The following is a 24,050-nucleotide window of genomic DNA, read 5'->3' on the forward strand; positions in this document are numbered from 1 at the left end:
GCTTATGGCCAAAGAGTTCTCCAGCGGATGCCCGCGATATCAGAATTGATCCTCTCCGAGCACACGTGTCACCCAGTCCGCAGGGATGCAAGACGAAACTCGGTTTTCAGTTACACAGAAACCGCCGCCTATTCGGCACGGTCTAATGTGCGAACAGAGTTTGGAGCCTTTCCGAAAATTGCCGACATAAAATCTGCTCGCCACCCGCCTAATCCGCTCCCGCATCCCATTCGGCGATGATAGAATGCGAGAGCTTGGGTTTGACTCAAGCGCGTTGCCCGGTTCTCGGAACGGACAGCGCCGCAATGTTTCCGACGGATCCCTCGAGAAGACTATGGGCAAATACAAGGACCATCGCGATCAGCGGCGGCATCGGCATCACGATGAGGACGCTCGCTTTTCAGAAAGGGCACCAGAGCCGAGCTACTTCCAGCAGCGGCCGGTCGTCGTTGCGGCGGTTCAAGCCGACGCAGAAGTTGTCTGGTTCAATTCCGGAAAGGGCTTTGGCTTCGTCAAGCTCGTAGACGGCGCCGAGGTCTACCTGCACATGCGTGCCCTGGAGACGGTCGGAAAACCCGACCTTTCAGAGGGTATGCGTCTCAAGGTGACGGTCGAGGAAACGCCGCGGGGCCGTCAGGTCGCGCAGGTGCTCGAGGTTGGCGACGCTGTTTCGAAGGTTCGTGCGCACAGCGGCCGTCCCGGAGGGGCTTTGGTCGGGAGCGGGTCGCAGTTGAAAATTGAGGGAACGGTCAAATGGTACAATCCCGAAAAAGGATTTGGCTTCATCGCACCCTCTAACGGCGACGCGGACATCTTCGTCCATGCGACCGCACTGACTCGGTCGGGGCTCAATGTGCTCGCGGAGGGGCAGAAGGTTGTCGTCGAATGCGGGCAGGGCAAGAAGGGTCTCGAAGTCCAAAGCATACGGCTTGCCTGAGTCGAGACAGCGAACTCTGATACAGGATGCCGCAGAATTCCCGGATTAGTTCGGTGGCCGCAGCCGCTTGGCGGCGCCTCCAACGCCATTGCGGAAGGCAGCGTCGAAGTTTACGCCGGCGATCTCCCAACTCGCTTCCTTTGCAAGGGATGCCAGATGCCAGCTGGCATGCCAGCCCGGCGCGTTGGTTTGCAGGTCGAGATGACCAACCAAGATCTCGTCGGCCCCCAATTTGGATTTCAGCCTGCTCAGCGCCGCGGTCGGGATGTCATCAATCTTCTGCGGCGTGATTGCCTCGCCGGACAGGTCGGCCTGTCTCGCGAAAACGACGGGGATCGCAAAGTGCGCCGAGGCGTCCTCAAAGCTGGCCCTTTGGTCGGAGCCATATTCGCCGTCGGTGGCAAGCACATAGCTGCGCGCCGTATTGGTAACTTCGACGATTAACGCCAGTCTCGGGCGTGCTCCCAACCAGGGCTTTTCCCCCAACTTTGCCATCGCTTCGTCCATTCGCTTGCGGTCGAACTGGAAAGTGAGATCGAAAGGGCGATCGCGTGTGCCTTGCTCATCATGAATTGGAATGCCGAACATGCGGTCGTGGTAGGTGTAGGACCAGACCATGCCGGGCGACCCGATCGCCAGCGAGGCGAAGAGCGGGTTCTGCGCGATGTCGGGATTGCCCGTCAGCTTCTGCGCCGCCAGTTCGAAACCTTGCGGGATGGCGGGAATGCGCGTTTCCTCGCGGTCTCCGGTGACAATGAGGCTCGAGCGGTAAAGCACATCGTCATCAGCGTGCGCCAAGCCCGAGAGCGCGAACCATGCCAGGAGCGCCAATGGGACGTTCTTCATGAATCCTCCCTGTCCTCTTGAGTAACCGTATAAGAGGTTACATACTGATAAAATGCAATCAACCGAATTCGTCCGGACCTACGTCTCGCACCTCGGCTCCATGCGTATGTTGGGCGGAGCGCCGGCGCTCGACCTCGCCAACACCTTGCACTGGCGCGATGGGCACGAGGTCGACTTCATTCCGAGCTATCAGGATCTGGCGGCGTTCTGCATTCCCGCGCAATTGGTGTCGGAAGGCGAGGGGCGCTTCCTCAACCGCTTGGCCCGGCATCATGAAGGCGTGGCCCGCGAAGTGCATGTCCAGGTGCTGAAACTGCGCGCGGCCCTCAAATCGTGGCTTGGTGTTTCGGCGCGAAATCTCCGCAAAGGGGATGCGCCAAAGCCCAGCGCCTTGCGCGACATTCACGAAGCGATAGCGCTGGCCGGCGGCACAGCCGACCTTGGTGGGATCTTGAATCTGACCTCAGCTTCCGAGACCGAGGCCGTCTATCTGCCCTTGCGCCGCTCGGCGGCTGCCGTTGCCATGCTGGTGCTGTTTCCTCCGGCAAATGACATCCGGCAGTGTGAGGCTGATCGCTGCGAAGGTTTCTTCGTCGATGAGAGCCGATCAAAGCCGAGGCGCTGGTGCTCGATGGATGGTTGCGGCAACCGAGCCAAGGCTGCGCGGTACCGCTTGGCGCATCGCAAATAGGGTTCCGGTGCCTGGTTCGCGACCCAAAGGCCCTTCAACTCTTGGCCGACCGCCCAGTGAACGGACGTACCGTTGCTTCTCCAATGCGACGCAAAAACGGGATTGGCGGCACCCTAGGCCCTAAAGAGGGAAGACCCGGGATGACTTGACGGTGCCGTAGACAAGACTCGTCGTGATAGACCCAATGCCCGGGATGCCATGCAGGCGGTTGCGGACGAAATGTTCGTACTCATCAAGGTCCGCCACGATGACACGCAGCAGGTAGTCCGCCTCGCCGGTCAGCAGGAAGCAATCGAGGATCTCGTTCGCATCCTTTATGTGCTTTTCGAAACGCTGCACGGCATCTCGGTCATGGTGCTGTAGCGCGATGCGGATGAAGGCCGTGATCTGAAAACCGCAGGCTCGCGTATCGACATCCGCGGAGTAGCCGACGATCACGCCGGCCTCCTCCAGGAGGCGCACCCGTCGAAGGCAGGGAGACGGAGAGAGGTTCACGCGTTCCGCCAGGTCCTGGTTGGTCAGCCGGCCATCGTGTTGCAGCTCCCGGATGATTTGGCGATCTTTGGCATCTATCTGTTTTGTTTTCGACATGGACAATCGGGATGTTCCAATTTTTGGAGACATGGTGGCATTGTTTGGCAGCACATGCCAGAGGCTTCATGCAAGGATTCAGGCCGTCCCAAGCCATGAGGTCGCCATGAACCCCCGCCATCCCGCCAGTTTTGCCACCCGCGCCATTCACTTCGGCCATGATCCGGCGCAGCATGAAGGGGCGCTCACGCCGCCACTGCACCTGACCTCGACCTTTGTCTTCGACAGCGCCGAGGCAGGAGCCGCGCTCTTTGCGGGCGAGGCGCCGGGGCACATCTATTCGCGCATCTCGAACCCAACCCTCGATCTCCTCGAGCGCCGCTGTGCCGACCTGGAAGGCGCCGAGGCGGGAGTTGCGCTCGCTTCGGGGATGGGGGCGATCTGTTCGGTGTTCTGGACCTTCCTGTCCCCCGGCGACGAGATCATCACCGACAACACGCTCTACGGCTGCACCTTCGCCTTCATGCGCCATGGCCTGGCGAAGTTCGGCATCACCGTCACCCACGCGGACCTGACCGATCCGGAAGCGCTGCGGGACGCGCTCTCGCCCAGGACACGGATCGTCTATTTCGAAACGCCGGCCAATCCGAACATGCGGCTCGTCGACATCGCGGCCGTCTCGTCGATCGCCAAGGCGCATGGCGCGAAGGTGATCGTCGACAACACCTACGCGACGCCGGTGCTGACCCGGCCGATCGAGCTCGGCGCCGATATCGTCGTCCATTCAGCCACTAAATATATGGGCGGGCACGGTGACCTCGTCGGCGGCATCGCTGTCGGCAGCGCCGAGGACATGACGCAGGTTCGCCTGGTCGGCATGAAGGACATGACCGGCGCGGTCATGGCGCCTTTCAACGCGATGCTGGTTCTGCGCGGGCTCAAGACCCTGAAGCTGCGCATGGAACGGCATTGCGCGAGCGCCATGACGGTGGCACGAATGCTGGAGGCCCACCCGGCGGTGGCCAAAGTCTACTATCCCGGGCTGGAAAGCTCTTCGCAGCATGCCCTTGCCAGGCGGCAGATGCCGGGCTTCGGTGCCATGATCGCTTTCGAACTGAGGGGCGGACTTGCGGCAGGTCGCACGATGATGAACCGTCTAGAAATGATCCGGCGCGCAGTGTCCCTGGGCGACGCGGAAACCCTGATCCAGCATCCGGCCTCCATGACCCATTCGACCTATACGCCCGAAGAGCGCGCGGCCCACGGCATCTCGGAAGGCCTGGTCCGGCTGTCGGTCGGGCTGGAAGAGGTCGAGGATATCCTGGCGGACCTGACGCAGGCGCTGCGGGCGCCCGCGTCGCTCGCCGCATAGTCGGAGTTCGCCATGATCGACCTCGCCCATCTGGAAACCCTGCATCGCCGGCTTCTGTGGCTGTCCTGCTGGACGATCCACAACGCCAACCATCTGCGCGACAAGGGCGAGGGGGAGGTCAAGGTCGGCGGCCATCAGGCCTCGTCGGCTTCGATGGCGGCGATCATCACATCGCTCTATTTCCACGCCCTGCGCCCCGAGGACCGGGTAGCGGTGAAGCCGCATGCCGGCCCGGTGTTCCACGCCGCGCAGTACCTGATGGGCAACCTGCCGCTGGAGAAGCTGAAGAACTTCCGCGGCTATGGCGGCGTACAAAGCTATCCATCGCGCACCAAGGATGTCGACGATGTCGACTTCTCGACCGGCTCGGTCGGCCTGGGCGCGGCCTTCCCGATCTTCGCCTCGATGACGCAGGACTATCTGCGCGGCCATGACTGGGCAGGCACGGAGGGCCGGATGGTCGCCCTGATCGGCGATGCCGAACTGGACGAGGGCAATATCTACGAGGCGTTGCAGGAAGGCTGGAAGCACGACCTGCGCAATGTCTGGTGGGTGATCGACTACAACCGCCAGAGTCTCGACGGCGTGGTGCGCGAGGGTCTCTGGCACCGTATCGAGGCGATCTTTTCCGCCTTCGGCTGGCGGGTCGTCCGCCTCAAATACGGCGCCTTGCAGCGCGCGGCCTTTGCCGAGCCGGGCGGCGAGGCCCTGCGTGACTGGATCGATGCCTGCCCCAACGCGCTTTATTCTGCTCTGACCTTCCAGGGCGGCGCGGCTTGGCGCAAGCGGCTCATGGACGATCTTGGCGATCAGGGTGCGATGACGGCACTCTTGAACCGCCGCAGCGATGCGGAACTCGCGGGGCTGATGGAAAACCTCGGCGGTCACTGCCTGCCGTCGCTCTGCGAGGCGTTCGATGCGACCGATAACGACCAGCCAACGGTCTTCCTGGCCTATACGATCAAGGGCTGGGGCACGCCGCTGGCGGGGCACAAGGACAACCATGCCGGCCTGATGACGCCGGCGCAGATGGAGATCTTCCGGGGCGCTATGGGCGTGCCGGAGGGCGCGGAGTGGCAACCCTTTGCCGCCGTGCCTGACGAGAACGGCCTGCGTGCCTTCCTGTCCAGCGTTCCGTTCTTTGCCAAGGGCAGGCGCCGGTTCGAGGCTCCCGCTTTGCCGCGCCCGGAGAGGGTCAAACTGTCAGACCGGATGCTGTCCACCCAGGCCGGGTTCGGCAAGATCCTCGACGAGATCGCCAAGGCAGGCGGGCCGCTTGCGGACCGCATCGTCACCATGGCGCCGGACGTCACCGTCTCGACCAATCTCGGCCCATGGGTCAACCGGCGCGGTCTGTTCGCACGCGCTGCGCGCGCCGACACGTTCCGCGACGAGCGCATCCCTTCGGCGCAGAAATGGGCATTTTCGCCCAAGGGCCAGCATGTCGAGCTGGGCATCGCCGAAATGAACCTGATGCTGATGCTGGGCGCGGCAGGGCTGTCGCACTCCCTGTTCGGCGAGCGCCTGATCCCGGTCGGAACGGTGTACGATCCCTTCGTCGCGCGCGGCCTCGATGCACTGAACTACGCCTGCTACCAGGACGCCCGGTTTCTTCTGGTCGGGACGCCCTCAGGCGTGACGCTGGCGCCCGAAGGGGGAGCGCACCAGTCAATCGGCACGCCGCTCATCGGCATGGCGCAGGATGGGCTGGCCTCTTTCGAGCCGGCCTTCCTCGACGAACTGTCGATTATCATGGATTGGAGCTTCGACTATCTCCAGCGCGACGGCGAGGGCGATCCGGACGAACGCACCTGGCTGCGCGACGAGACCGGCGGCTCGGTTTATCTCAGGCTTTCCACCCGCCCAATGGAGCAACCATCGCACCGCAGTGATCCCGGATTCGCCGAGGGTGTAATTGACGGCGCCTACTGGCTGCGCGAGCCGGGATCGAATGCTGAGGTGGTGATCGCCTATCAGGGCACCGTCGCGACCGAGGCCATCGCTGCGGCCGGCCGCATTGGAGGCGACCGGCGCGATATCGGCGTGCTGGCGGTCACATCGGCCGATCGCCTGAATGCAGGCTGGACGGCCGCCCGGCGCGCAAGGGCGCGCGGCCACGCCACGGCGATGAGCCTCGCCGAGCGGCTTCTCGGCCGCCTGCCGCCGCACTGCACGCTGATTACGGTTATCGACGGCCATCCAGCGACATTGTCCTGGCTCGGGGCCGTGGGCGGGCATCGTACAGTGCCTCTCGGCGTGGAGCATTTCGGGCAGACTGGCACCATCAGCGATCTTTATCGCCATTTCGGCATCGATGCGGACGCAATCGTGGCGGCGGCAAGCCGCATCGCACCCGGTCGGCCGATCAGGCTTTCGGCGTGACAAGTTGCTGCAACCAGCCGCAACCCGGCCAACATTTTCGGCATTTCACGTCCCCGCCGCGTACGGCAGTGCTAACTCAGTAGGACGGTATCGCTAGCCTGTCTGGGGTCGATAAGGGACCGCTACATCGAGAGCCCGACCCGCGATCGGCGAACTGGTTCAGCGCGATCTGGCTGCGAAGCGTCCCGGTTATCGATTCAGCCTTTCGATGCCCTCCAACAGATCAGTGCTTGGGCGACATCCCAGGCCGAAAACCGCGAGGATGATCCCACGACGATACGATCGGCAAACAAGGCCGACCAAAGAGAATAAGACCGGCGCAGGGCGTCGGTCTGGCCTGTCGTGGCGAGCGGACTACATACTAACCTCCGCTCTTGGATTGCCCGGGCAGTCAGGCGGCCTTGAGGTCCTTCAAAGCCTTCTCGAAGGCATCCTTGATCGGCTTGGATACATCTTCGGTCGCTCTCAACATCGCAGCCTGCAAGGCCTTGGCCTGCTCGACGGAAGTTTCGATCTGTTTGTTCACGAAGGCGGCCTGCAGTTCGAAGAACTCGGACGGCGACTTCACGGCAACCAGTGCTTCGAGGTGTGTGAAGCTGGCCTCTGCATTGGCTCGCAAAGCGGCAATCGTCTTCAAGGACACTTCGTTGCGGGTTGTCTTGGCCACTTCAATGGACGACTCAAAAGCCTTTTGAGTGGTCTCGGTGTCCGATTGCAGTTTGGAAAAAGCTGCCTTCGCCTGCTCAGCACCCTGTTCGGCGACGGCGCGGACTTGCTCGGCAGCCTTGGACGGCTCGAATGGAGCGGATTCCGAGTTTTCGATCGTTTCGGTCTTGCCGGGGATCTTGGACATTCTTCTATCCTTTTCCAGAGAGTGCCTCAAAACAAAGCCCCCGCCTTCATGTACGAAACCGCCGCAACGGATTTGTGAAGCTGACACTAATTTGCCCGGGCAGGCTGCGCGAAAAGCCAGGACACGAAAGGCCCTTGAGGCGCGCAACGTCAGCCTTGGCTGACCTCTTGCGGGTTGTCGACCGGATCAGTTGTTCGCCTGGACTTCCTTGCCGAACGCGGCATCGCCACGCACGTTGAGCGAGAGCCAGACGTTCGGGTTTTCTTGCGACTGGCGCTTGAGGAAGTAATAGCCCGTGGCGTCCCAGGAGCGGATGTTGTCAACGAGGTTGTCGAGGATGAAGTCGCCCTTGTCGGTCTTCACCGTCAGGATGGCATGTCCCGCGCCGTCCAGGTCGTAGACGACGGTCATGAGCAACGCTTGCCGGGGAAATCCGGCATCGAGCAGCAGCTTGCGCTTGAACAGCGCGTAGATCTTGCAGTCGCCCTTGCCGTCCACCGGGTAGTCCCAGTGGTCCTGGGTCGTGCCCCAATGATCGAGATTGCTCTCGGGCACGATGTAGCCATTGACCTCGCGGTTGATCCTGTCGAGGGTGTCCCATGTCGCGGCAGTCAGCTTGATGTCGGCCGCTGGCAACACAGGCACCTGGCATTCTTCAGGACGTCGGCCGCAGAAATCGACCCAGCCGTACGGAATGCTGGTCTTTCCGCCCACCGCCGCCGCGGTCGCTGACCCCATGGTCGTGCTCGGCGAACGGCTTGCACGGAAGCTGACGAGGTAGTTCCTGAAGGAAGCTGGATAGTAGGGTTTGGAGCTTGCCTGGACTCCGACCGACCCGGCATTCGCAAGCGACGCAAACCCCAGCAACGCCGCTACCAGCGGCGCAGTCAACCGACCCGACGACATAGCCGTCCCAACTCCAAACCCTTTTATGGGGTGAAGCAAACGCCCCGCCGCGGGGGCCGTCAAATTAATTGTTAACGAAAGGTTAATTTAGGCGGCTATCTGTGCCCCACCTGCCACTAGCCGTCGAGAGGCCCGGCGACGCTAGTTTGCCGGGGGAAGCTAGCCATCCAAGGGATGGCCGACGGCCGGGTCCTACATGCCACGGCGGGACAATGCGTTGCCAAGAAGACGATTCTGGTGGCGTTTGACACCGAGTTTTCAGTAGCACTGCACGCTACTGGAGATAATGGGCTTTCGCCCCTTGCTGTACAGAGATTGACAGTCATGCCTTCGACCGAGGACGACGCATCCACAGGGTTGCTGGCGCCACTGAAGAACCCGACCTTTCGTTCCGTCTTTCTGGCATCCCAGCTTTCAAGCCTGGGATGGCTGATGCAGACGGTGGCGCTCGGTTGGCTTATGGCAACCGTTTCCAGCTCGGACGTTTTGGTTGCGCTGGTTCAGGCCTCATCGACCCTGCCGGCCTTCTTTCTGGCGGTGTTCGTCGGCGCCATTGCTGACAACTATAGCCGCCGCATGGTCATGATCGTCGGTCGCAGCCTCATGATGGCAGCCTCAGCGATGCTGACAATCCTGATGGCGCTTGGCATTCACAATCCGTGGATGATCCTCGTTTTCAGCTTTCTTGACGGTTGCGGCATCGCGCTCAGTGACCCCGCCTGGCGAGCCTCGATCGGCGATATCGTGGAGCGCCGCCATTTGCCGGCGGCAATCACGCTGCTCAATGTCGGGTTCAACACCGTGCGCAGTGTCGGTCCTGCGCTCGGCGGCATCATCGTGGCCGCCTTTGGGCCCCTCGTTACGTTCGGGCTTACCACCCTGGGCTTTGTTGCCCCTCTCACTGCCTTATGGCGCAACAAGTGGAAGGTCCAAGGTTCAGCGCTGCCGCGTGAAGCGCTGAGAACGGCCATCTATGACGGTCTGCGCTTCACGGCGATATCCTCCGAAATCAAGTCGACGATCGTCCGCGGCACTCTGTTTGGATTTGCAAGCACCTCTACCCTGGCGCTGCTGCCGCTGATTGCCCGCGACACTTTGAAGGTCGGCCCTGTCGGTTACGGCATCATGATGGGTGGCTTCGGCGCCGGCGCGCTCGTGGCCGGGCTCAAGAATCCGGCGCTCAGGCGCAAGCTCACGCAGGAATGGCTGGTGGTCCTCGCTTGCCTCGCATGCGCTCTTTGTGAAATCTTGCTGGCGCTCACATCGTCGCTTGCCTTCGCGACGGCGTGTCTCGCCGTTGGTGGGGCAGGTTGGGTGACGGCGTGGTCCGGACTTGGCGTTAACGTGCAACTGGCAAGTCCGCGCTGGATCGTCGGACGCACGGTCTCGATCTACAGCGCGTTCACCTACGGCGGCATCGCGGGCGGCAGCTGGTTCTGGGGCGCGATCGTCCAGAGCTACTCGCTCCCGTCGGCAATGGCGTGGTCCTCGGTCGCGACGCTGGCTGTTGCCGCGCTCGGGTTCAGGTGGCCGATCAGCAATCGTTCTGAATCGGAACTCGAGCCCTCCGGAGGGTTTCATGCACCCGCGGTCGCCCTTGATCTGAAACCAAGAAGCGGCCCCATCCTTGTCACAACCGAATACACGATCCTTGAGGGGGATTTGGATCAGTTCATGAAAATCATGCAGAAGCGCCGCTACGCCCAAAGCCGCGTCGGCGCCCGGCAATGGACGCTCACGCGGGACATCCAGCAGCCGTCGCGATGGGTCGAGTCGTTTCGGACCCCAACCTGGACCGACTATCATAGGCTGCATCACCGCCTGACGGAGGCGGACATGGAGTTGGAGCACGCACTTCTGACACTCACAGCTGAGACGAGCCCGCCACGAACAAATATCCTGATCGAGCGCCCTGCCGGAGGAACCCGCAAGTCTTATTCGCCGATGGCATATCTGTCGCACAAATAAGAATGCCCTGTTGAAGCGCTTGATCTCTGTAATGCCGCCGCTGCGCACGAAGGGGGTGGCGGCAATTGCGGGGGCGGGGGTGGTGGCTGGAAAATGACCGACCATGTTCTGCTCCTCGGTACTGCGCGCGGGGCAAGCCGGCTAACCGAGCAGCCGTAATATTAGCCATTTTGAATAAAAACACTTGGCGCTCATTTCCCTGCGCTTTAGCCCAAGAATCCTTTCACGCTGTCGTCGGATGGCTCCGGTCCCCAGGCACTGCTAACTTGGGGATGAGCGCCGGCATGGAGCGGTCTCCCCGCACCTGTCAGCGTTGCCAGACGGCCGGCTCTCGTTGCCCGCTGCCCGACACCTCGCGCAGCGGGCTTTTTATTTACGCAAAAAGGCCCCGGAACTGGGTCGGTCACCGGGGCCTCAGCCATGTACGATCTACCAGCATGTCCGTTTATGACGGTGGGCTAAGCCAATGACCCGCGCAATTTTGCGTAGTCGTTTGCGCCTGAATGTCGGCTTTGCGAGCGCTCTTACTCGCTCGCATGAGTGAAGATGCGCAATGCCGGCCAATGGGCCATCGCCTCCCGTAATCTGCTGAAGAGTTGGCCTTGTTCTTTGAAGGCGGAACGCACTTGAACAGCCGCCCAGCCGGCTTTCATGGTCCCGCCGACATGGCAATGGCAAACAATGGCGTGCAACTGCCAATCCGCCAGCTCGAAGAAGCGCTTGGCTTCGCCGTAAGTATCATCCTTCAATCCCTGCGCGCACAAGATTGGATCGGCGAAAGCGACGCTGAGGGGAGAGCCAAGGCACTGGGCCTTGCTGCGCACATCCAGGGACATGAATTCTGTCCCGGGAAAGGCACTCAGGCACCGCTCGGGATTTTGTTCGAGAAGCATTGCCCACCGCTCCAATCGCTCACGTCGCGTCATGGCCGGAAAGGTCGGTTCGACTTCCGCAATCCCATGCAGCTGTTCAACTGTCTGATGTTTCATGACCGTCTCCTGTTCGCGAGGCACTCCACCGCCAGCGAGCCCGCACCGGCAGGGCTAGCCTCATTCGTCCCTATGCAGGCGAACTTGAATTCGGTCGTGAGGTTCCATTGCCGAGAGAAATTGAACGGCAATTCGATCTCCGCTCACCGAGAACCCTCAAAGGCTTTTGCGATGGCCGAGCAGCCGTCCGAGCAACGGATAGAGCTTCGCCGGTCCACTGGTGCGGTATGCTTAAACGTCTGTTTCCTTTCGAGCGATAGGTTGACGCGAAACATTTCGGGTCATCCCTTTCATGTCAGTGCATGCCTTCCCAATTAGCCGAGAGCTTCCAGCCATTCGAAGCGTGGCAATCGCAATCGCCAGGCTTCCCAGCGACGAGGCGGCTAAGCTCTGGCGGGAGACTGCTGTGCATCTGCTTTCCGTCGCGATCGAACGTGGCCAGAGCGCCAACGATGCGCGCACTGAAGTCCGTCGCTTTTTCGACGCTGTTCAGGCGGCCCTGGCCGCTTAGCCGAACACGACTGAAGTCTGGCCCTCAAAGGCATAGGTCTGACCCTCGCAACCGAATCCCGGTCGATCGGTTGTTGGTCCCGCTTGTCGAGGAGGACTTATGAGCAGGGCAAAGACTGGACCGGGCTGGGAAGCCGCATATGACCCAATCGAGTTCGCGCAAAAACATGGACTCACGCTGCGGCAGGCCGAAGTCGTCATTCAGGCAAACGGACCCTCGAAAGAACGGTGTGATGTTGCGGCGCCGATCTTCCTGAAGGCCGTCCGTGAAATCCGTAGCAATACGCTGAAATAGGTTAGGAACCGTAAGGTGCCGCTGCGGGCACGATCTTTAGAAGCTTCCTTCTGGCTGCTTTCGCGCGCCTTTGCTGAGCCCTGATGCGGTCGCAAAGAGCGAGACCGACCGCGAGCCCGTAATTCTCGCCAAGCATTTCTTCTGACTGTCTGAGAGAGTGTTCCGCCCGCTTGGCGTGTTGCCTTGCGGCCGCAATTTCCAAAACGACTAGTGCTACCATTGTACCGGATTCTTTCAGGTCACGGTCCCTTCAACAGACCAACCCTCGCCGCCGAGTTTTGTTCCGATGTTGCATCGCGAGCCGATTGGCAGGGTCGAATGGCGGCTAATGGACAACCGCAGCCCATGGGCGCACCATTCCCGGCCGATGTCGCAGTGAGCCGTGGATCGTGTGATCCACTTTCGGGGAAGCGGCAATGAGGGATGAGCAGGGCGCCGAGGAAAAAAGGCGGCGTGGCGGGCGCGTGCTGCTGGCAGGTGTCGCGCTGGCTATCCTGGCGCTCGCCGCATGGTCGGGCCGCGGATGGGTTTCATCTTGGTTCGCCAGTTCCTACGAAGGCTCGGTTTCGATCCTGACAATCGATGAGCCGGACGAAACCCGGCTGAACCGGGCTTTCGAGCAGGCCCGGCTGACGACGCAAACCGATGCGAAACTCACCATCCAGGATGCCGACAGCCATTTTCGCCATGCCACCGTTACTGTCACGGCACCGACCGCTGCTCAGGCGATCGCGGCAGCGAAGGCGCTTTCCGATTCGATGACGACGGCTTTTGGTGACGGCGGTCCGGGTCACATCTCAACAGAGGCGCGCCGGGTTGCCGATCCGTTGCCCAACGGGGCGAGCGAAACCTCGCTTGCCGCATTTGCTTTCGGCGCCCCGCTGGCCGGGCTGATCGCTCTCGTGCTGATATTGCGTGGTTGGCCAGGCTTCTCTCAGGATCTGCCGAGAGGCTCCGGGCTTCTGGCCGGCACCAGCGCCGCGCTCGCCGTCGCGATCGTCCTGCTCCCAGGCTGGGCGGTCATGGCGCTGTTCGGGGTCAGCTTCTTCGCGGCTCTGGCGGGCAAGATCGTTTACAACGCCCGTCTGGCTGAAACGACAGCCCTTTGGCCTTCCGCGCGCGGGCGCATTGTACGATCGGGGATGCGCACGGCACGGCGCTCCGGGACGGATGCTCCGCGTGTCGGCAATGTGCCAAGCATCGAGTATGTCTATGATGTCGGTGGGGTCGAGTATCGCGGCCATCGTATCCGGGCCGGCGACATCATTCCCGACAGCGCCGAGGCGACGGCAGCGCCCGATCGCTACCGCGTGGGCCGAGAGGGTCCCGTGTACTACAATCCAGTCGATCCAAAGGATGCGGTGCTCGAGCAAGGTGCGCCGCTGCGCACCACAACTGCTTACGCCGGGGCCGCCGCCACGCTTCTGATCGGTGCGGCGGCTGTCGTGTTCTTCATGCGCATTGGCGATGTCATCGCTTTGCTGCAGCCCTATTTCCCCGAGGGGGCTGTGGTCCAAGGCGCCCTGTTTTTCGGCGCGGCGGGGCTGCTGGCACTGGTCATCCTTGTTTCCGATTATCGCCAGGCGTCCGCAGCCGCGCGGTGGCCGAAAGCCCAAGGCACCGTAATTGCCAGCGTCGCCGAGGCTCACAAGCAGTTGGCACATGGAAGCGGCAGTGGCGGGTCGGCGGTTACCATGTGGTCGCCCGTGGTTGAATTCGGCTACAGCGTTGCGGGCAACAACTATCACAGTGCGAGAATTGCATTTGGCCCAGCGGTTTCCGGCAGCAAGGAATGGGCCGAAGCGGTTGTCGCGCGCTATCCAAAGGGCCTGAACATTGTCGTGTCCTACAACCCGACAAACCCTGCGATCGCAGTGCTTGAACCGCGCGTCGCCTTCAAGTGGTTGAGCCTTGCCATCGTAGCCGGGCTGTTCGGCGCGGCCGTCTTCTTTTCCGGAATATGGCGGCTTGGCTGAGGCGCATCGGGGTCGATCTTGGCTGTCGCGGCCACGTGCCATGTGGAGTTAAGGGCCGAAGGCTCGTTAGCACCGTGATAAGGATTTGGTAATAAAATTTGGTCATGGACCCGGCCTCATCCCGCGTCCATGAGACCTCTTTCCCTGACGGGGCCTTTAGTGCGCATCAGAAGTCAGATCGTCTTCAGCATGATCGGCGCCGCGGTCCTGATTGGGTTCGTCGGAAGCGTCGCGATTTTCGCGCAGACAGTCGCGACCCGATCGCTCGGCTTGATCGAAGCCGGAAACGTCGCTCGCGGACTGGCCAACACCCTCACTTTCACCGCATCCGACGGCTCGCCTTCGCTGCTTGATCGGCCCGAAGCGCTGCGTGAGTTTCTGCAGATGCAGCACGATCGCTCGCTCAGGGACTTCGTGATCGTCGATCCGAACAAGATCGTCATCGCCAACGCCAGCGACGATGCGCACCGCATCGGCTCGCATTTCGATCACGATACCGGCAATGAGGTCGGCCAGACGCTGGCGGACGGCGTCCCGCGGCAGTTTGTCGATCCCCATGAAGGGGTCTCCGTGCTGACCGTTCCAATAGAGCGTTCCGAGGGCAAGATCGTCGGCGCCGTGCTCCTGGAGTATGATCCGCTGCTGCGTGCAGCCGAACAGCGCACCAGTGACCTTCTGTGGCTGGTCGGATTGGCCGTCGCAGTCGCCATGCTGGTCGCCGCGGGCTTTGCATGGGTTCTGCTCAGACGCTTTGGCGCCGGCATGTCACATATGATGAAAGGCATGGAGGCACTGGCGAAGGGCGACGCGACGGCGCGCGTAAGCCACGTGGCCAAGGACGAATTCGGGACGTTGGCCGACGGGTTCAACGCCATGGCGGACCAGCTGGCGTCGGCGCGCGCCCATATCGAAGACATCGTCGAGACGGTGGCCGAAGGCATCGTCGTGCTCGAAAGCGACGGCCGGATCGCCAGCGTCAATCCCTCGGCGGCAATGATGATCGGCCGACGCGCCGACAAGATCGTCGGGCAGCCATGGGATTCGGTTCTGAAGATGCACGACCATCGGGGCGGGGCCTTCGCGAGCGGCGCGTCTCCGGTAGACATGGCCCTCAGTACTGGTCGCCGGCACCAGGGCGAGGTGCGCCTGATCAGATCGGACGGTTCTCAGCTGCCCGCCATTGCCAGCTGCAGCCCGCTCAGCAGGTTGGACGGGGGCCTTGTTCTTTCGCTGAACGACATCAGCGAGCTTCGCCATGCCGAAGGCGTCGTCAACGAGCGCGCCGATCAACTGGCGGCCCTCAACAGCGAGTTGCACGAAAGGTCGGAGACCACCGCCCGCCTGGTGAAGCTTGGCGAACTGCTCCAGGCCTGCGTGACGTTCCCCGAGGCCTTTTCGGTGGTTGGCGCGGCCATGACTGAGTTCCTCGGCGGGCTGAGCGGAACCGTGCATCTGACCAGCGCGTCGCGCAACCTGGTCGAGGAGGTGGTCCATTGGGGCGGGATCAAGTCGAGCATCAACCAGTTTGCGCCGGAAGACTGCTGGGCGTTGAGACGTGGCCAGGAGCACGTTGCCGGTCCAGGCATGCTTACGCCACGTTGCGCCCACATCACCGAGAATGGCAACAAGGGATATGTCTGCATGCCTTTGGCGGCGCAGGGCGAAACGCTTGGCATATTGCACCTGTGCGAGCCGAACGCGGCCGAGAGGCCTCAATGGCTGGCTGAAAGGCGGCAGATCCTGCGAGGCGTCGTCGACACGTTGGCGCTGGCGCTGGCCAATCTGCGCCTGCGCGAAACGCTGCGGCAGCAATCGATCAGGGATCCGAACACTGGCCTCTTCAACCGGCGATATCTCGAGGAAACAAGCAGCCGGGAGTTGCGCCGGGTGGAGCGTTCGGGCCAGCCGCTGACGATGATCATGCTCGACGTCGATCATTTCAAGCAGTTCAACGACACGTTCGGCCACGAGGCTGGCGACCTCGTGCTGAAGCAGGTCGCGGCGACATTGATCGAGCATGCGCGTGACAGCGATATCGTGTCCCGCTACGGCGGCGAGGAGTTCGCCCTTGTCATGCCGGGATGTTCGATCGACGAGGGTGCCGAGCGGGCCGAGACGCTGCGCCTGGCGATCCGGCAGCTTCATCTGGCACATCGAGGCCGCACCCTGGGCACGGTGACTGCTTCATTCGGAGTCGCTGCCTATCCAGAACAGGCGGCCGGCTGGGCAGAGCTCGCCAATGCCGCCGATCACGCGCTGTACAACGCCAAGGGCGAGGGGCGCGACCGGGTCGTCGTGGCGCGTGCCGGACAACCAGGCGAGCGGCCAGCGATCCAGCTGGTCTCGACTGCGAGGACCAGCGCCGATGGCCAAGGCTAGCGCTTTCGGCTGCTCCGATCCTTGATTGCTTCAGGGCGCACTCGGCCAACCTATGGGGCCATTCATCCTGACATGAATACGCGGGCGGCCGTGTTACGGTGCCGGTGAGATACAAGCACCGTTCTTGCATGCCATCAAATCGAGGGAGAAGTTACCACGTCCAGGATCCATCGCCGCGCCTTGCTCCTCCAGTCCGGCGGCGCCGTCTTCGCCTCGACTGTTGCGGTTACAGGCTTCGCTGCGGAGCCACCGCACAGTGACCGAGAACCGCTCGACAAACTGAGATCATTGATCGAGGCGCATATGGCCGCATACGCGGCGTTCGGCGAGACCGTCCAGGACGCGGGCGGCAGCAGGCGCGACTCCGACAGGGCCAGCCGGGAGGAGGAAGCGGCATTGCTGGCTATCTGCGCCTATCCCGCCGTCACGGAAGGTGATCGCCTGGCCAAGGCCCGCTATCTTTTAAAGGTCGAGGCACGCGGCGAACTCGACCTGCCAGAGCACATGCAGGCTCTTCTTCGCTCGACGATGTGGAAGGGATGAGGCCGACCGCCCTGTAACCAGTCAGTCTTCAGCAAATCGCGCTGATCTCGCCGGCTGACGCCTTGGGTGGTTTTCATCTGTGTCGGGTCCGGATCGCCAAAAAGTCCGGACTTTCTTGGCCGAGATATCAAGCCCGTATTCCAGGCAGTCAGAAATGCGCTCGATCGCTATTGCGCGGTGTATGCCATCGAAGCCAACGCCAGTTCAGGCAGTGATGCGATATAGCAACACATATTTGTAGACGCCTGCCACATCGATATTCTTACTTTCGTCGACCAATATAGCGGGCTAAGCGAGCGGCGCAAATAGCAGTGCATTTTGGAGGCTTGGTATGAAATCGATTCTTCTCGCAGCGGTCGCCCTCGCGGCGCTGAACTCTGGCGCAATGGCTGCCGACGCGGTGGTGGAATTGCCGGTGGCGTCGACCTTTAACTGGTCGGGCGCATATGTCGGCGTCAATGCGGGTGGCGGCTTCGGCCGCTCCAAGCTCTCCTTCGAGGCGCCAGTCGGTTCGGGAGAGATCGCCAATTTCAGGATGAACGGTTTTCTGGGCGGCGTGCAGGCCGGCTACAACTGGCAGTCCGGCGACGTTGTCTACGGCGTGGAAGCAGACTTCCAGGGCTCCTCGATAAAGGGTGACATCTCGCTGCCTGGCGGTGGTCCGGTGCTTGGCACCACCAAGATTGATTGGTTTGGCACAGTGCGGGCGCGCATTGGCTACACGCCTGTCGATCGCTTCCTCGTCTATGGCACGGGCGGCCTCGCCTATGGTCACATCAAGGCCGATTTCGGTCCCGTCGACGCGTCGAAAACAAAGGCCGGTTGGACCCTCGGCGCGGGCGTGGAATATGCTCTCAACGACAAGTGGACTTTCAGGACGGAATATCTCTACACGGATCTTGGCAAGGCCACGCTTTTCGACGTGGGTCCTGGCGCCAGCCTGGTGAGCAAGAATAACTTTCACACCGTCCGCATCGGCCTGAACTACAAGTTCTGACCGCCTGTTTTCGGATTGTTATGAATCCTGGCCCCGGCTCGTCCGGGGCCTTTTTATTTGGCTGGCCGCCGCCCGATCCGTGCCCTAATTCCACCGCGGATACGATCGCGAGGCGACACAAATGCCCGCAAGCATGTCCGTTCCGTAGGCGATTTGTATCCACATTTCAGCATGTTCGAAATCTTATTTCTCGGTTAAGTCTACAGATTAAGTAGGCTTTGATCCAAGGTGCGGCGCGGTCGAGGGATCGCGGGACCGTTCACCGGGGAAAGGATCAAAGAGCATGCGTAAGCTTATCTCCGCCCTTGCCGGGCTAGCCTTCGCCGCCTTCTCGGTTGCCGCGCACGCGGCGGACGACAAGAAGGTGGTCATCGCCTATCAGACGGGCGCGGTGCCGTATTTCGTCGGCATCGCCAACGGCGATTTCGCCAAGAAGACGGGTTGGAAGATCGAGTTCCGGCGCTTCGACTCCGGTGCCGACATCTTTGCGGCCATCGCCTCGGGCGATGTCCAGATCGGCGACGTCGGATCGAGCCCCTATGCCGCCGCCGTCAGCCGCGGCCTCGACGTCAAGGGGTTCTATATCACGTCGATCGCCGGCGACGGCGAAGCGCTTGTCGTTCGGCCCGACATCAAGACGCCGGCGGATCTCAAGGGCAAGAAGCTTGCGGCGGCGCCGGTTTCGACCGACCACTATCAGCTTCTCGCGGTGCTGAAGCAGGAAGGCATCTCCCCCAAGGATGCCCAGGTCATAGCGATCCCGCAGCCTGAGATTGTCGCGGCGTGGAAGCGCGGCGACATCGACGGAGCGTTCGTGTGGGATCCCGCGCTCGCCGAATTGAAGAAGAACGGCAAGGTGCTGCTCACCGCGGGGCAAGTGGCCGAGCGCGGCGCTCCTACCTTCGGCGCCCTGGTGGCAACCGGGGAGTTCGCCAAGGCGCATCCCGAGTTCGTCGCTCAGTATGCTCATCTGGTCGACGGCTATTTCACCTCCTATGCCAACGACAAGGCGGCCTGGGGGCCGGATTCCGAGAACGCCAGGCTGATCGCCAGGCTGCAGGGCGGCACGCCGGCGGAAAATGCCGACCAGCTCAAGGCCGCGGACGGCGTGCCGTCGCTTGACGAGCAGGCTTCCGACAAGTGGCTCGGCGGTGGCGACAAGGGCGGCGTGGCGAAGATCCTCAAGGACACCGCGGCCTTCCTCAAGGACCAGAAGAAGATCACGGCCATCAAGGACAGCTACGCCGCGTTCGTCGATCCGCAATACGCGCAATCGGCAAAGACGTTGTCCAACTGATCTGCCTCCCAAGGCGACAGGGGCGGGCGGTCGTGAGCGGCCCGTCCCTTCAATCCGGAGTACGCCATGCTTCAGGTTCGTGATGCCAGCGTCGTCTTTCCGACATCCGACGGCCAGAGCGTCCATGCGCTCGACCGGGTGTCGCTGGAAATGCCGCCCGATTCGATCGTGGTCGCCGTCGGCGCCTCGGGGTGCGGGAAGTCCACGCTGCTCAACGCAATCGCGGGCTTCCTGCCGCTCACCGGAGGATCGATCCGGCTCGACGGCGCGCCGATAGCCGGCCCCGGCGGCGACCGTGGCGTCGTGTTCCAGAAGGACACGCTGCTGCCCTGGGCGAGTGTTCTCGACAATGTCGCGCTCGGCCTCAAATACAAGGGCGTGCCCGGGCGGGAGCGGCGGCAACGCGCGCGCGAGCTTCTGCGGCTGGTCGGACTTTCGGATTTCGAGGGCAAGCCGCCCTACGAGTTGTCGGGTGGCATGCGCCAGCGTGTAGGCATAGCCAGGGCGCTCGCGACCGATCCCAAGATATTGCTCATGGATGAGCCTTTCGGCGCGCTCGACAGCCTGACGCGCGAGACCATGCAGCAATTGCTGGCCTCGATCTGGGCGCAGACGGGGAAGCAGGTCCTCTTCATCACGCATTCGATCGAGGAGGCCCTGCTGCTCGGCACCACGATCGTGGTGATGTCGCCGCGCCCGGGACGCATCGTCGCGCGCTTCGACGTCGATTTCGTGCGCGACTTCGCCCGGACCGGCGAGATCGGGCCGATAGTCTCGGATCGCCGTTTCGTCGAACTGCGCGAGGAAATCCGCGCGCTGATCCACACTTCACCCGCAGCCGAACACGGGAGGTTGCAATGACCATCACAACGGATGCTCCAATCGAACTTGCCCCAGCGATCAGGAGCCAGCCCAGGCCGCGGCGTGCCAAGCCCGTCGCCGAAGGCACCGTGGCAATCAGCGTGGCGACGCTGGCCGCGCTTGTCGGACTATGGTTTGCCGCCAGCCATTTCGGCTGGGCTTCGCCCTTGTTCCTGCCGTCGCCCGAAGAGGTCGCCGTCCAGTTCCAGGCGGTCGCGCAGGACGGCTACGCCGAAGGCACGCTGCTCACCCATCTGTCGTCCAGCGTGTGGCGCATAGGGATAGCGCTCGCCATCGCCATCGTCGTCGGCATTCCGCTTGGCCTGTCGATGGGGCTGAACCGATGGATGCGTGGCGTCTTCTCCGTGCCCATCGATATCTATTGGGGGCTGCCGCCGCTCGCCTATCTGCCGCTGCTGATCATCTGGCTCGGCATTGGCGAGACATCGAAGGTCCTGCTGCTTACCCTTGCGACCTTTGCCCCCATCTGCTTCTCGGCGCAGGCGGGCGTGCGCTCCGTGCCGGCCGAGCGCATCAATGCGGCGCTCTCGCTCGGCGCCAACCGCCTGCAGATATTCACCAGCATCATCCTGCCTTCGGCATTGCCCGAGATATTGACGGGCATCCGCATCGCGATCGGCGCCGGCCTATCCACGCTGGTCGCCGCTGAGCTGATCGCCGCGCGATCCGGTGTCGGCTACATGATCATGTCGGCCGCCAACTTCCTCGCGACCGACGTTGTCTTCGTCGGCCTGATCGTCATTGCCCTGCTGGCTTTCGCGCTTTCGAGCGCGATGCGCTGGCTGGAGCGCCGCCTTGTGCCCTGGAAGGGCAAGATCTGAAACCCCTTTGTCGCTGTCTGCCGGAGTTTAATCATGTCGGTTCTCGATCGTCCTCTCGACGTTTATTGGTATCTGCCTACGCATGGCGATGGTCCGTATCTCGGCACCGAAGAGCGCCATCGTCCGGCATCGTTCGGCTATCTGCGCGATATCGCGCAGGCCGCCGATCGCCTCGGGTTCAAGGGCGTGCTGCTGCCGACCGGAACGCGCTGCGAGGACGCCTGGATCGTGGCGTCGGCTTTGATCGCGCAGACGGAGAAGCTGCGCTTCCTCGTGGCCCTTCGTCCGGGCAGCGGAACGCCCGCGCTGTTTGCCCGCCACGCTGCGACCCTCGATCGCATCTCGGGCGGTCGCATCCTGCTCAACGTCGTCACCGGCGCCGATCCCGCCGACCTTGCCGGAGACGGTAACAAGCTCTCGCATGACGAGCGCTATGCGCAGACCGACGAGTTCCTGACCATCTGGCGGCGCATCCTGTCCGGCGAGCCGGCGGATTTCGAGGGCAGGTATCTGTCCGCCCACGGCACGGACATCTCTTTCCCGCCCCTCCAGCGACCCTATCCGCCACTGTGGTTCGGCGGTTCCTCCGAAGCCGGCATCGATGTCGCGGCCAGGCATGTCGACGTGTATCTGAGCTGGGGCGAGCCGGTCGATCAGGTCAAGGAGAAGTTCGATCGTGTCAGGGCGCGCGCGGCGGCCCAGGGCCGCAAGATCCGCTTCGGGTTGCGCATAAACCTGATCGTGCGCGAGACGGAGGAAGAGGCCTGGGCGGCGGCGGACCGTCTTATCAGCCGCGTGACGGACGATGTGGTCGCCGAGGCCCAGCATCAGTTCACAAAGGTTTCGGAATCCGTCGGCCAGAAGCGCATCTCCGCGCTGCACCAGGGCCGCCGGGACAAGCTGGTGATCGGACCGAATCTTTGGGCGGGACTAGGCCTGGTCCGCGGCGGAGCGGGCACCGCGCTTGTCGGCAGCCCGGAAAATGTCGCGGCGCGCATCCGCGAATATCAGGAGATCGGTGTCGAGACGGTGATCGCGTCGGCCTACCCGCATCTTGAGGAAGCCTTCAACGTCGCCGAGCTTCTGTTCCCACGCCTTGGGTTGCAAAGCGAGCCGCCGCTCAGGGAAAGAGGCTGGGACCTCGAATTCGGCCGCGCCGCGGCGCCTCGCGTCAGGGAGGCGGCGTCCTAGATCAGGAAACCGCTGCAGGCCGCCCCTGTGGATAGTAACCGGCCATTCACCATGTCCCGGCCTTCGCGTTGTGGACGGACGGCCGACTCGGCGAAATGAAGGTGCCTGCACACAGGCGCCCCGAAGCCCCGCGACCGACGTTTTCATGTGCCCTGTGAGACGCGCCCGCAAGGACGCGTTCTTCAAGTATACGTCGGTCGCCGCTTCGGCGGCGAAGTTCCCGGAATTCTTCGCCTTCGCTCAGCGATCGGCGGCGCTCAGCCGAGCATGCCGGCGGCTTTGGCCGCCCTGCGCAGTGTCTTGCGCGCTTCAACGGGGCTTCTCAGGCCGTCGAGCGCGTCGCGACAGACGCGGCTGGCCGAACGCCATGCGCGGTCGCGCGCCCGTCTCGGCCAACGGTGGTCGAGGCATTCGACAGCCTCGAAGCAGCTCGACACTTTACGTCTTTCGTTTGGCTGGAAATCGATCACGACCGGTTCGGAAAACCAGACATCGTTCATCACTTCCTCCATTTTTGAGGTCGTCTTTTTAGAGCAAGCAATCGACGCCGGACGGCGCCCGATGGGATGCGGGCCAGCGGACCATCGGCGGACCCGCGCGTTAACCATCGTGGGCGCATTAGGTTCCGAACGATCTTCGCTTTTTGATTGGGCATTTATCAGCGGCGAGAAAGGCCCGCCCATGCCGGTAGGCGGGCCTCCGGCCGATTGGTTGCCACGCTTGTTTCAGCCAGGGCTGGAACCTAGCGGAGAGTGGGTGCCAGTGCCTTAACCTGTGTTATGCGGCCACGCCCTCATCGCATCTATTCCACCAGCAGATGCGCCGCGCGGGCGGCGCTGACGAAGGCGTCCCTGGCATTGTCGGCGGGAACGTCGCCGCTGATCGCCCGGCGGCAGGTGCGGACCGCGGCGCTGTGTAGCGGGCTGCCGGCGTCGCGCCACTGTCCCGTCAGCAATTCGATGGCCTGCTGCGCATTGGAGATGTGACGGATCGAGCCCGTTACGCCGACGGCGACCTCGACCGGCTTGGAAAACCATCCCTGGATCATTGGAAGAAACCCTTTGGGCATTGCAACCAAGACAAACGCACAGGTCGCCGGGGTGGTTTCATCCCGATATTTCAACAGGATGTGATGCCGGGCACGTTACCCGCCGGCTTCCGCCACCGCAGAGATGGTTAAAATTTTATCTTTTGTTACGATCAGCAGGGAACCAGCGGGCGGACTGCGGCGTTTGCGGGCGATGATCAAGCATACCTTCATGGCAATCATCCTCGTCCAGATCGCGGTCGCCGCAGCGACCACGACCGAAGTTTTGTGGGTTGGTGCCAATCCCGTCGTCGCGGCTCCGATCACGGCAATCGATATCGGGATCGGGCAGGTTCTGCCGGCCACACCGGCTCAGTCGGACGCCAGGCTGCAACGCTCCAGCTTCCTGGTGCTTGATCCCGAATCCGCGCAAGCCCGGATCGACTGAGTCCGCGACTACCGTCCAAGCGGCTTTCGCGACAGCTCGACGAGTTCCGCCTCGTCGGTGATACCAGCCATGTAGTTGGCGAGGATGCGCGAGGCGCGCGCCTCTTTCTGCTCCTCCGTTTCTCCAGCGACGCGCCCACTCTCGAAGACACGACCGAGCAGGGCCGTCTCGGCGGGAGTGAATGTGCTTCGCTCGTTGGGCATGGCCTT

At 62.5% G+C, this 24,050-nt stretch carries 24 protein-coding genes; 16 read left to right on the top strand and 8 right to left on the bottom strand.

Annotated features, from left to right (window positions below):
- Positions 1 to 334: 334 nt before the first annotated feature.
- Positions 335 to 937 (top strand): cold-shock protein, encoded by a 603-nt coding sequence (locus Q0L57_RS14060; RefSeq protein WP_296743556.1) that lies wholly within the window; start codon positions 335 to 337, stop codon positions 935 to 937.
- A gap of 45 nt (positions 938 to 982) precedes the next feature.
- Here Q0L57_RS14060 and Q0L57_RS14065 read toward each other — a convergent pair whose 3' ends face one another.
- Positions 983 to 1,783, bottom strand: a complete 801-nt coding sequence (locus Q0L57_RS14065) for a DUF2066 domain-containing protein (protein WP_296743557.1) — start codon at positions 1,781 to 1,783, stop codon at positions 983 to 985.
- 106 nt (positions 1,784 to 1,889) lie between these two features.
- Between Q0L57_RS14065 and Q0L57_RS14070 the strand changes: the two genes are divergently transcribed.
- On the top strand, positions 1,890 to 2,474 hold the full coding sequence (locus Q0L57_RS14070; RefSeq protein ID WP_296743600.1) for a CGNR zinc finger domain-containing protein: 585 nt from the start codon (positions 1,890 to 1,892) through the stop codon (positions 2,472 to 2,474).
- 120 nt (positions 2,475 to 2,594) lie between these two features.
- On the opposite strand, the gene Q0L57_RS14075 is transcribed toward Q0L57_RS14070, so the two are convergent.
- Entirely contained in the window at positions 2,595 to 3,065 is a 471-nt protein-coding gene (locus Q0L57_RS14075) for an Lrp/AsnC family transcriptional regulator (RefSeq protein ID WP_296743602.1), read from the bottom strand.
- A 106-nt stretch (positions 3,066 to 3,171) separates the two neighbouring features.
- Here Q0L57_RS14075 and Q0L57_RS14080 point away from each other — a divergent pair, with 106 nt between their 5' ends.
- Together Q0L57_RS14080 and Q0L57_RS14085 are read left to right on the top strand one after the other, a co-directional pair.
- Positions 3,172 to 4,377, top strand: coding sequence for a methionine gamma-lyase (locus Q0L57_RS14080; protein ID WP_296743558.1), 1,206 nt, complete (start codon positions 3,172 to 3,174; stop codon positions 4,375 to 4,377).
- A gap of 12 nt (positions 4,378 to 4,389) precedes the next feature.
- A complete protein-coding gene (locus Q0L57_RS14085) occupies positions 4,390 to 6,759 on the top strand; it encodes a 1-deoxy-D-xylulose-5-phosphate synthase N-terminal domain-containing protein (RefSeq protein ID WP_296743560.1) in 2,370 nt (789 codons plus the stop codon).
- A gap of 391 nt (positions 6,760 to 7,150) precedes the next feature.
- Here the strand turns inward: Q0L57_RS14085 and Q0L57_RS14090 are convergent, their stop codons facing one another.
- Together Q0L57_RS14090 and Q0L57_RS14095 are read right to left on the bottom strand one after the other, a co-directional pair.
- A complete protein-coding gene (locus tag Q0L57_RS14090) occupies positions 7,151 to 7,612 on the bottom strand; it encodes a phasin (RefSeq protein WP_296743561.1) in 462 nt (153 codons plus the stop codon).
- Positions 7,613 to 7,798: 186 nt separating this feature from the next.
- The gene (locus Q0L57_RS14095) at positions 7,799 to 8,350 is read right to left on the bottom strand and encodes a transglutaminase-like cysteine peptidase (protein ID WP_366940911.1); all 552 of its coding nucleotides are present in this window, start codon (positions 8,348 to 8,350) and stop codon (positions 7,799 to 7,801) included.
- A gap of 492 nt (positions 8,351 to 8,842) precedes the next feature.
- On the opposite strand from Q0L57_RS14095, the gene Q0L57_RS14100 reads away from it, so the two are divergent.
- On the top strand, positions 8,843 to 10,486 hold the full coding sequence (locus tag Q0L57_RS14100; protein ID WP_296743603.1) for an MFS transporter: 1,644 nt from the start codon (positions 8,843 to 8,845) through the stop codon (positions 10,484 to 10,486).
- Between the two features lie 524 nt (positions 10,487 to 11,010).
- On the opposite strand, the gene Q0L57_RS14105 is transcribed toward Q0L57_RS14100, so the two are convergent.
- Positions 11,011 to 11,475, bottom strand: coding sequence for a hypothetical protein (locus Q0L57_RS14105; RefSeq protein WP_296743564.1), 465 nt, complete (start codon positions 11,473 to 11,475; stop codon positions 11,011 to 11,013).
- Between the two features lie 292 nt (positions 11,476 to 11,767).
- Between Q0L57_RS14105 and Q0L57_RS14110 the strand changes: the two genes are divergently transcribed.
- From Q0L57_RS14110 to ssuD, 10 genes are all read left to right on the top strand, one after another.
- Positions 11,768 to 11,986, top strand: coding sequence for a DUF6074 family protein (locus Q0L57_RS14110; RefSeq protein WP_296743566.1), 219 nt, complete (start codon positions 11,768 to 11,770; stop codon positions 11,984 to 11,986).
- Positions 11,987 to 12,085: 99 nt separating this feature from the next.
- Positions 12,086 to 12,280 carry a hypothetical protein gene (locus Q0L57_RS14115; RefSeq protein ID WP_296743567.1) on the top strand — a complete coding sequence of 65 codons (195 nt, stop codon included), beginning with the start codon at positions 12,086 to 12,088 and terminating at the stop codon, positions 12,278 to 12,280.
- Positions 12,281 to 12,696: 416 nt separating this feature from the next.
- Entirely contained in the window at positions 12,697 to 14,256 is a 1,560-nt protein-coding gene (locus Q0L57_RS14120; RefSeq protein WP_296743569.1) for a DUF3592 domain-containing protein, read from the top strand.
- A gap of 159 nt (positions 14,257 to 14,415) precedes the next feature.
- Complete coding sequence (locus tag Q0L57_RS14125) at positions 14,416 to 16,635, top strand: diguanylate cyclase (RefSeq protein WP_296743570.1); 2,220 nt, start codon at positions 14,416 to 14,418, stop codon at positions 16,633 to 16,635.
- Between the two features lie 303 nt (positions 16,636 to 16,938).
- Positions 16,939 to 17,178, top strand: coding sequence for a hypothetical protein (locus Q0L57_RS14130; protein WP_296743572.1), 240 nt, complete (start codon positions 16,939 to 16,941; stop codon positions 17,176 to 17,178).
- Between the two features lie 331 nt (positions 17,179 to 17,509).
- Positions 17,510 to 18,175, top strand: coding sequence for an outer membrane protein (locus Q0L57_RS14135; protein ID WP_296743573.1), 666 nt, complete (start codon positions 17,510 to 17,512; stop codon positions 18,173 to 18,175).
- 283 nt (positions 18,176 to 18,458) lie between these two features.
- Positions 18,459 to 19,472: a taurine ABC transporter substrate-binding protein gene (tauA, locus tag Q0L57_RS14140; protein ID WP_296743575.1), complete on the top strand. Its 1,014-nt coding sequence runs from the start codon at positions 18,459 to 18,461 to the stop codon at positions 19,470 to 19,472.
- A 66-nt stretch (positions 19,473 to 19,538) separates the two neighbouring features.
- Positions 19,539 to 20,333, top strand: a complete 795-nt coding sequence (locus Q0L57_RS14145) for a taurine ABC transporter ATP-binding protein (protein ID WP_296743577.1) — start codon at positions 19,539 to 19,541, stop codon at positions 20,331 to 20,333.
- Positions 20,330 to 21,175, top strand: a complete 846-nt coding sequence (locus tag Q0L57_RS14150; protein WP_296743578.1) for an ABC transporter permease subunit — start codon at positions 20,330 to 20,332, stop codon at positions 21,173 to 21,175. The genes Q0L57_RS14145 and Q0L57_RS14150 overlap by 4 nt, the downstream gene beginning before the upstream one ends.
- Before the next feature lie 33 nt (positions 21,176 to 21,208).
- Positions 21,209 to 22,366, top strand: coding sequence for an FMNH2-dependent alkanesulfonate monooxygenase (gene ssuD, locus Q0L57_RS14155; protein WP_296743580.1), 1,158 nt, complete (start codon positions 21,209 to 21,211; stop codon positions 22,364 to 22,366).
- Between the two features lie 257 nt (positions 22,367 to 22,623).
- On the opposite strand, the gene Q0L57_RS14160 is transcribed toward ssuD, so the two are convergent.
- Together Q0L57_RS14160 and Q0L57_RS14165 are read right to left on the bottom strand one after the other, a co-directional pair.
- Positions 22,624 to 22,866, bottom strand: a complete 243-nt coding sequence (locus Q0L57_RS14160) for a DUF982 domain-containing protein (RefSeq protein ID WP_296743581.1) — start codon at positions 22,864 to 22,866, stop codon at positions 22,624 to 22,626.
- A gap of 302 nt (positions 22,867 to 23,168) precedes the next feature.
- On the bottom strand, positions 23,169 to 23,414 hold the full coding sequence (locus Q0L57_RS14165) for a DUF982 domain-containing protein (RefSeq protein ID WP_296743583.1): 246 nt from the start codon (positions 23,412 to 23,414) through the stop codon (positions 23,169 to 23,171).
- Between the two features lie 193 nt (positions 23,415 to 23,607).
- Between Q0L57_RS14165 and Q0L57_RS14170 the strand changes: the two genes are divergently transcribed.
- Positions 23,608 to 23,841, top strand: coding sequence for a hypothetical protein (locus Q0L57_RS14170; protein WP_296743585.1), 234 nt, complete (start codon positions 23,608 to 23,610; stop codon positions 23,839 to 23,841).
- An 8-nt stretch (positions 23,842 to 23,849) separates the two neighbouring features.
- Here Q0L57_RS14170 and Q0L57_RS14175 read toward each other — a convergent pair whose 3' ends face one another.
- Complete coding sequence (locus Q0L57_RS14175) at positions 23,850 to 24,044, bottom strand: hypothetical protein (RefSeq protein ID WP_296743586.1); 195 nt, start codon at positions 24,042 to 24,044, stop codon at positions 23,850 to 23,852.
- Positions 24,045 to 24,050: the final 6 nt, after the last annotated feature.

The organism is Mesorhizobium sp. (genome assembly GCF_024509055.1).
GTDB lineage: Bacteria > Pseudomonadota > Alphaproteobacteria > Rhizobiales > Rhizobiaceae > Mesorhizobium.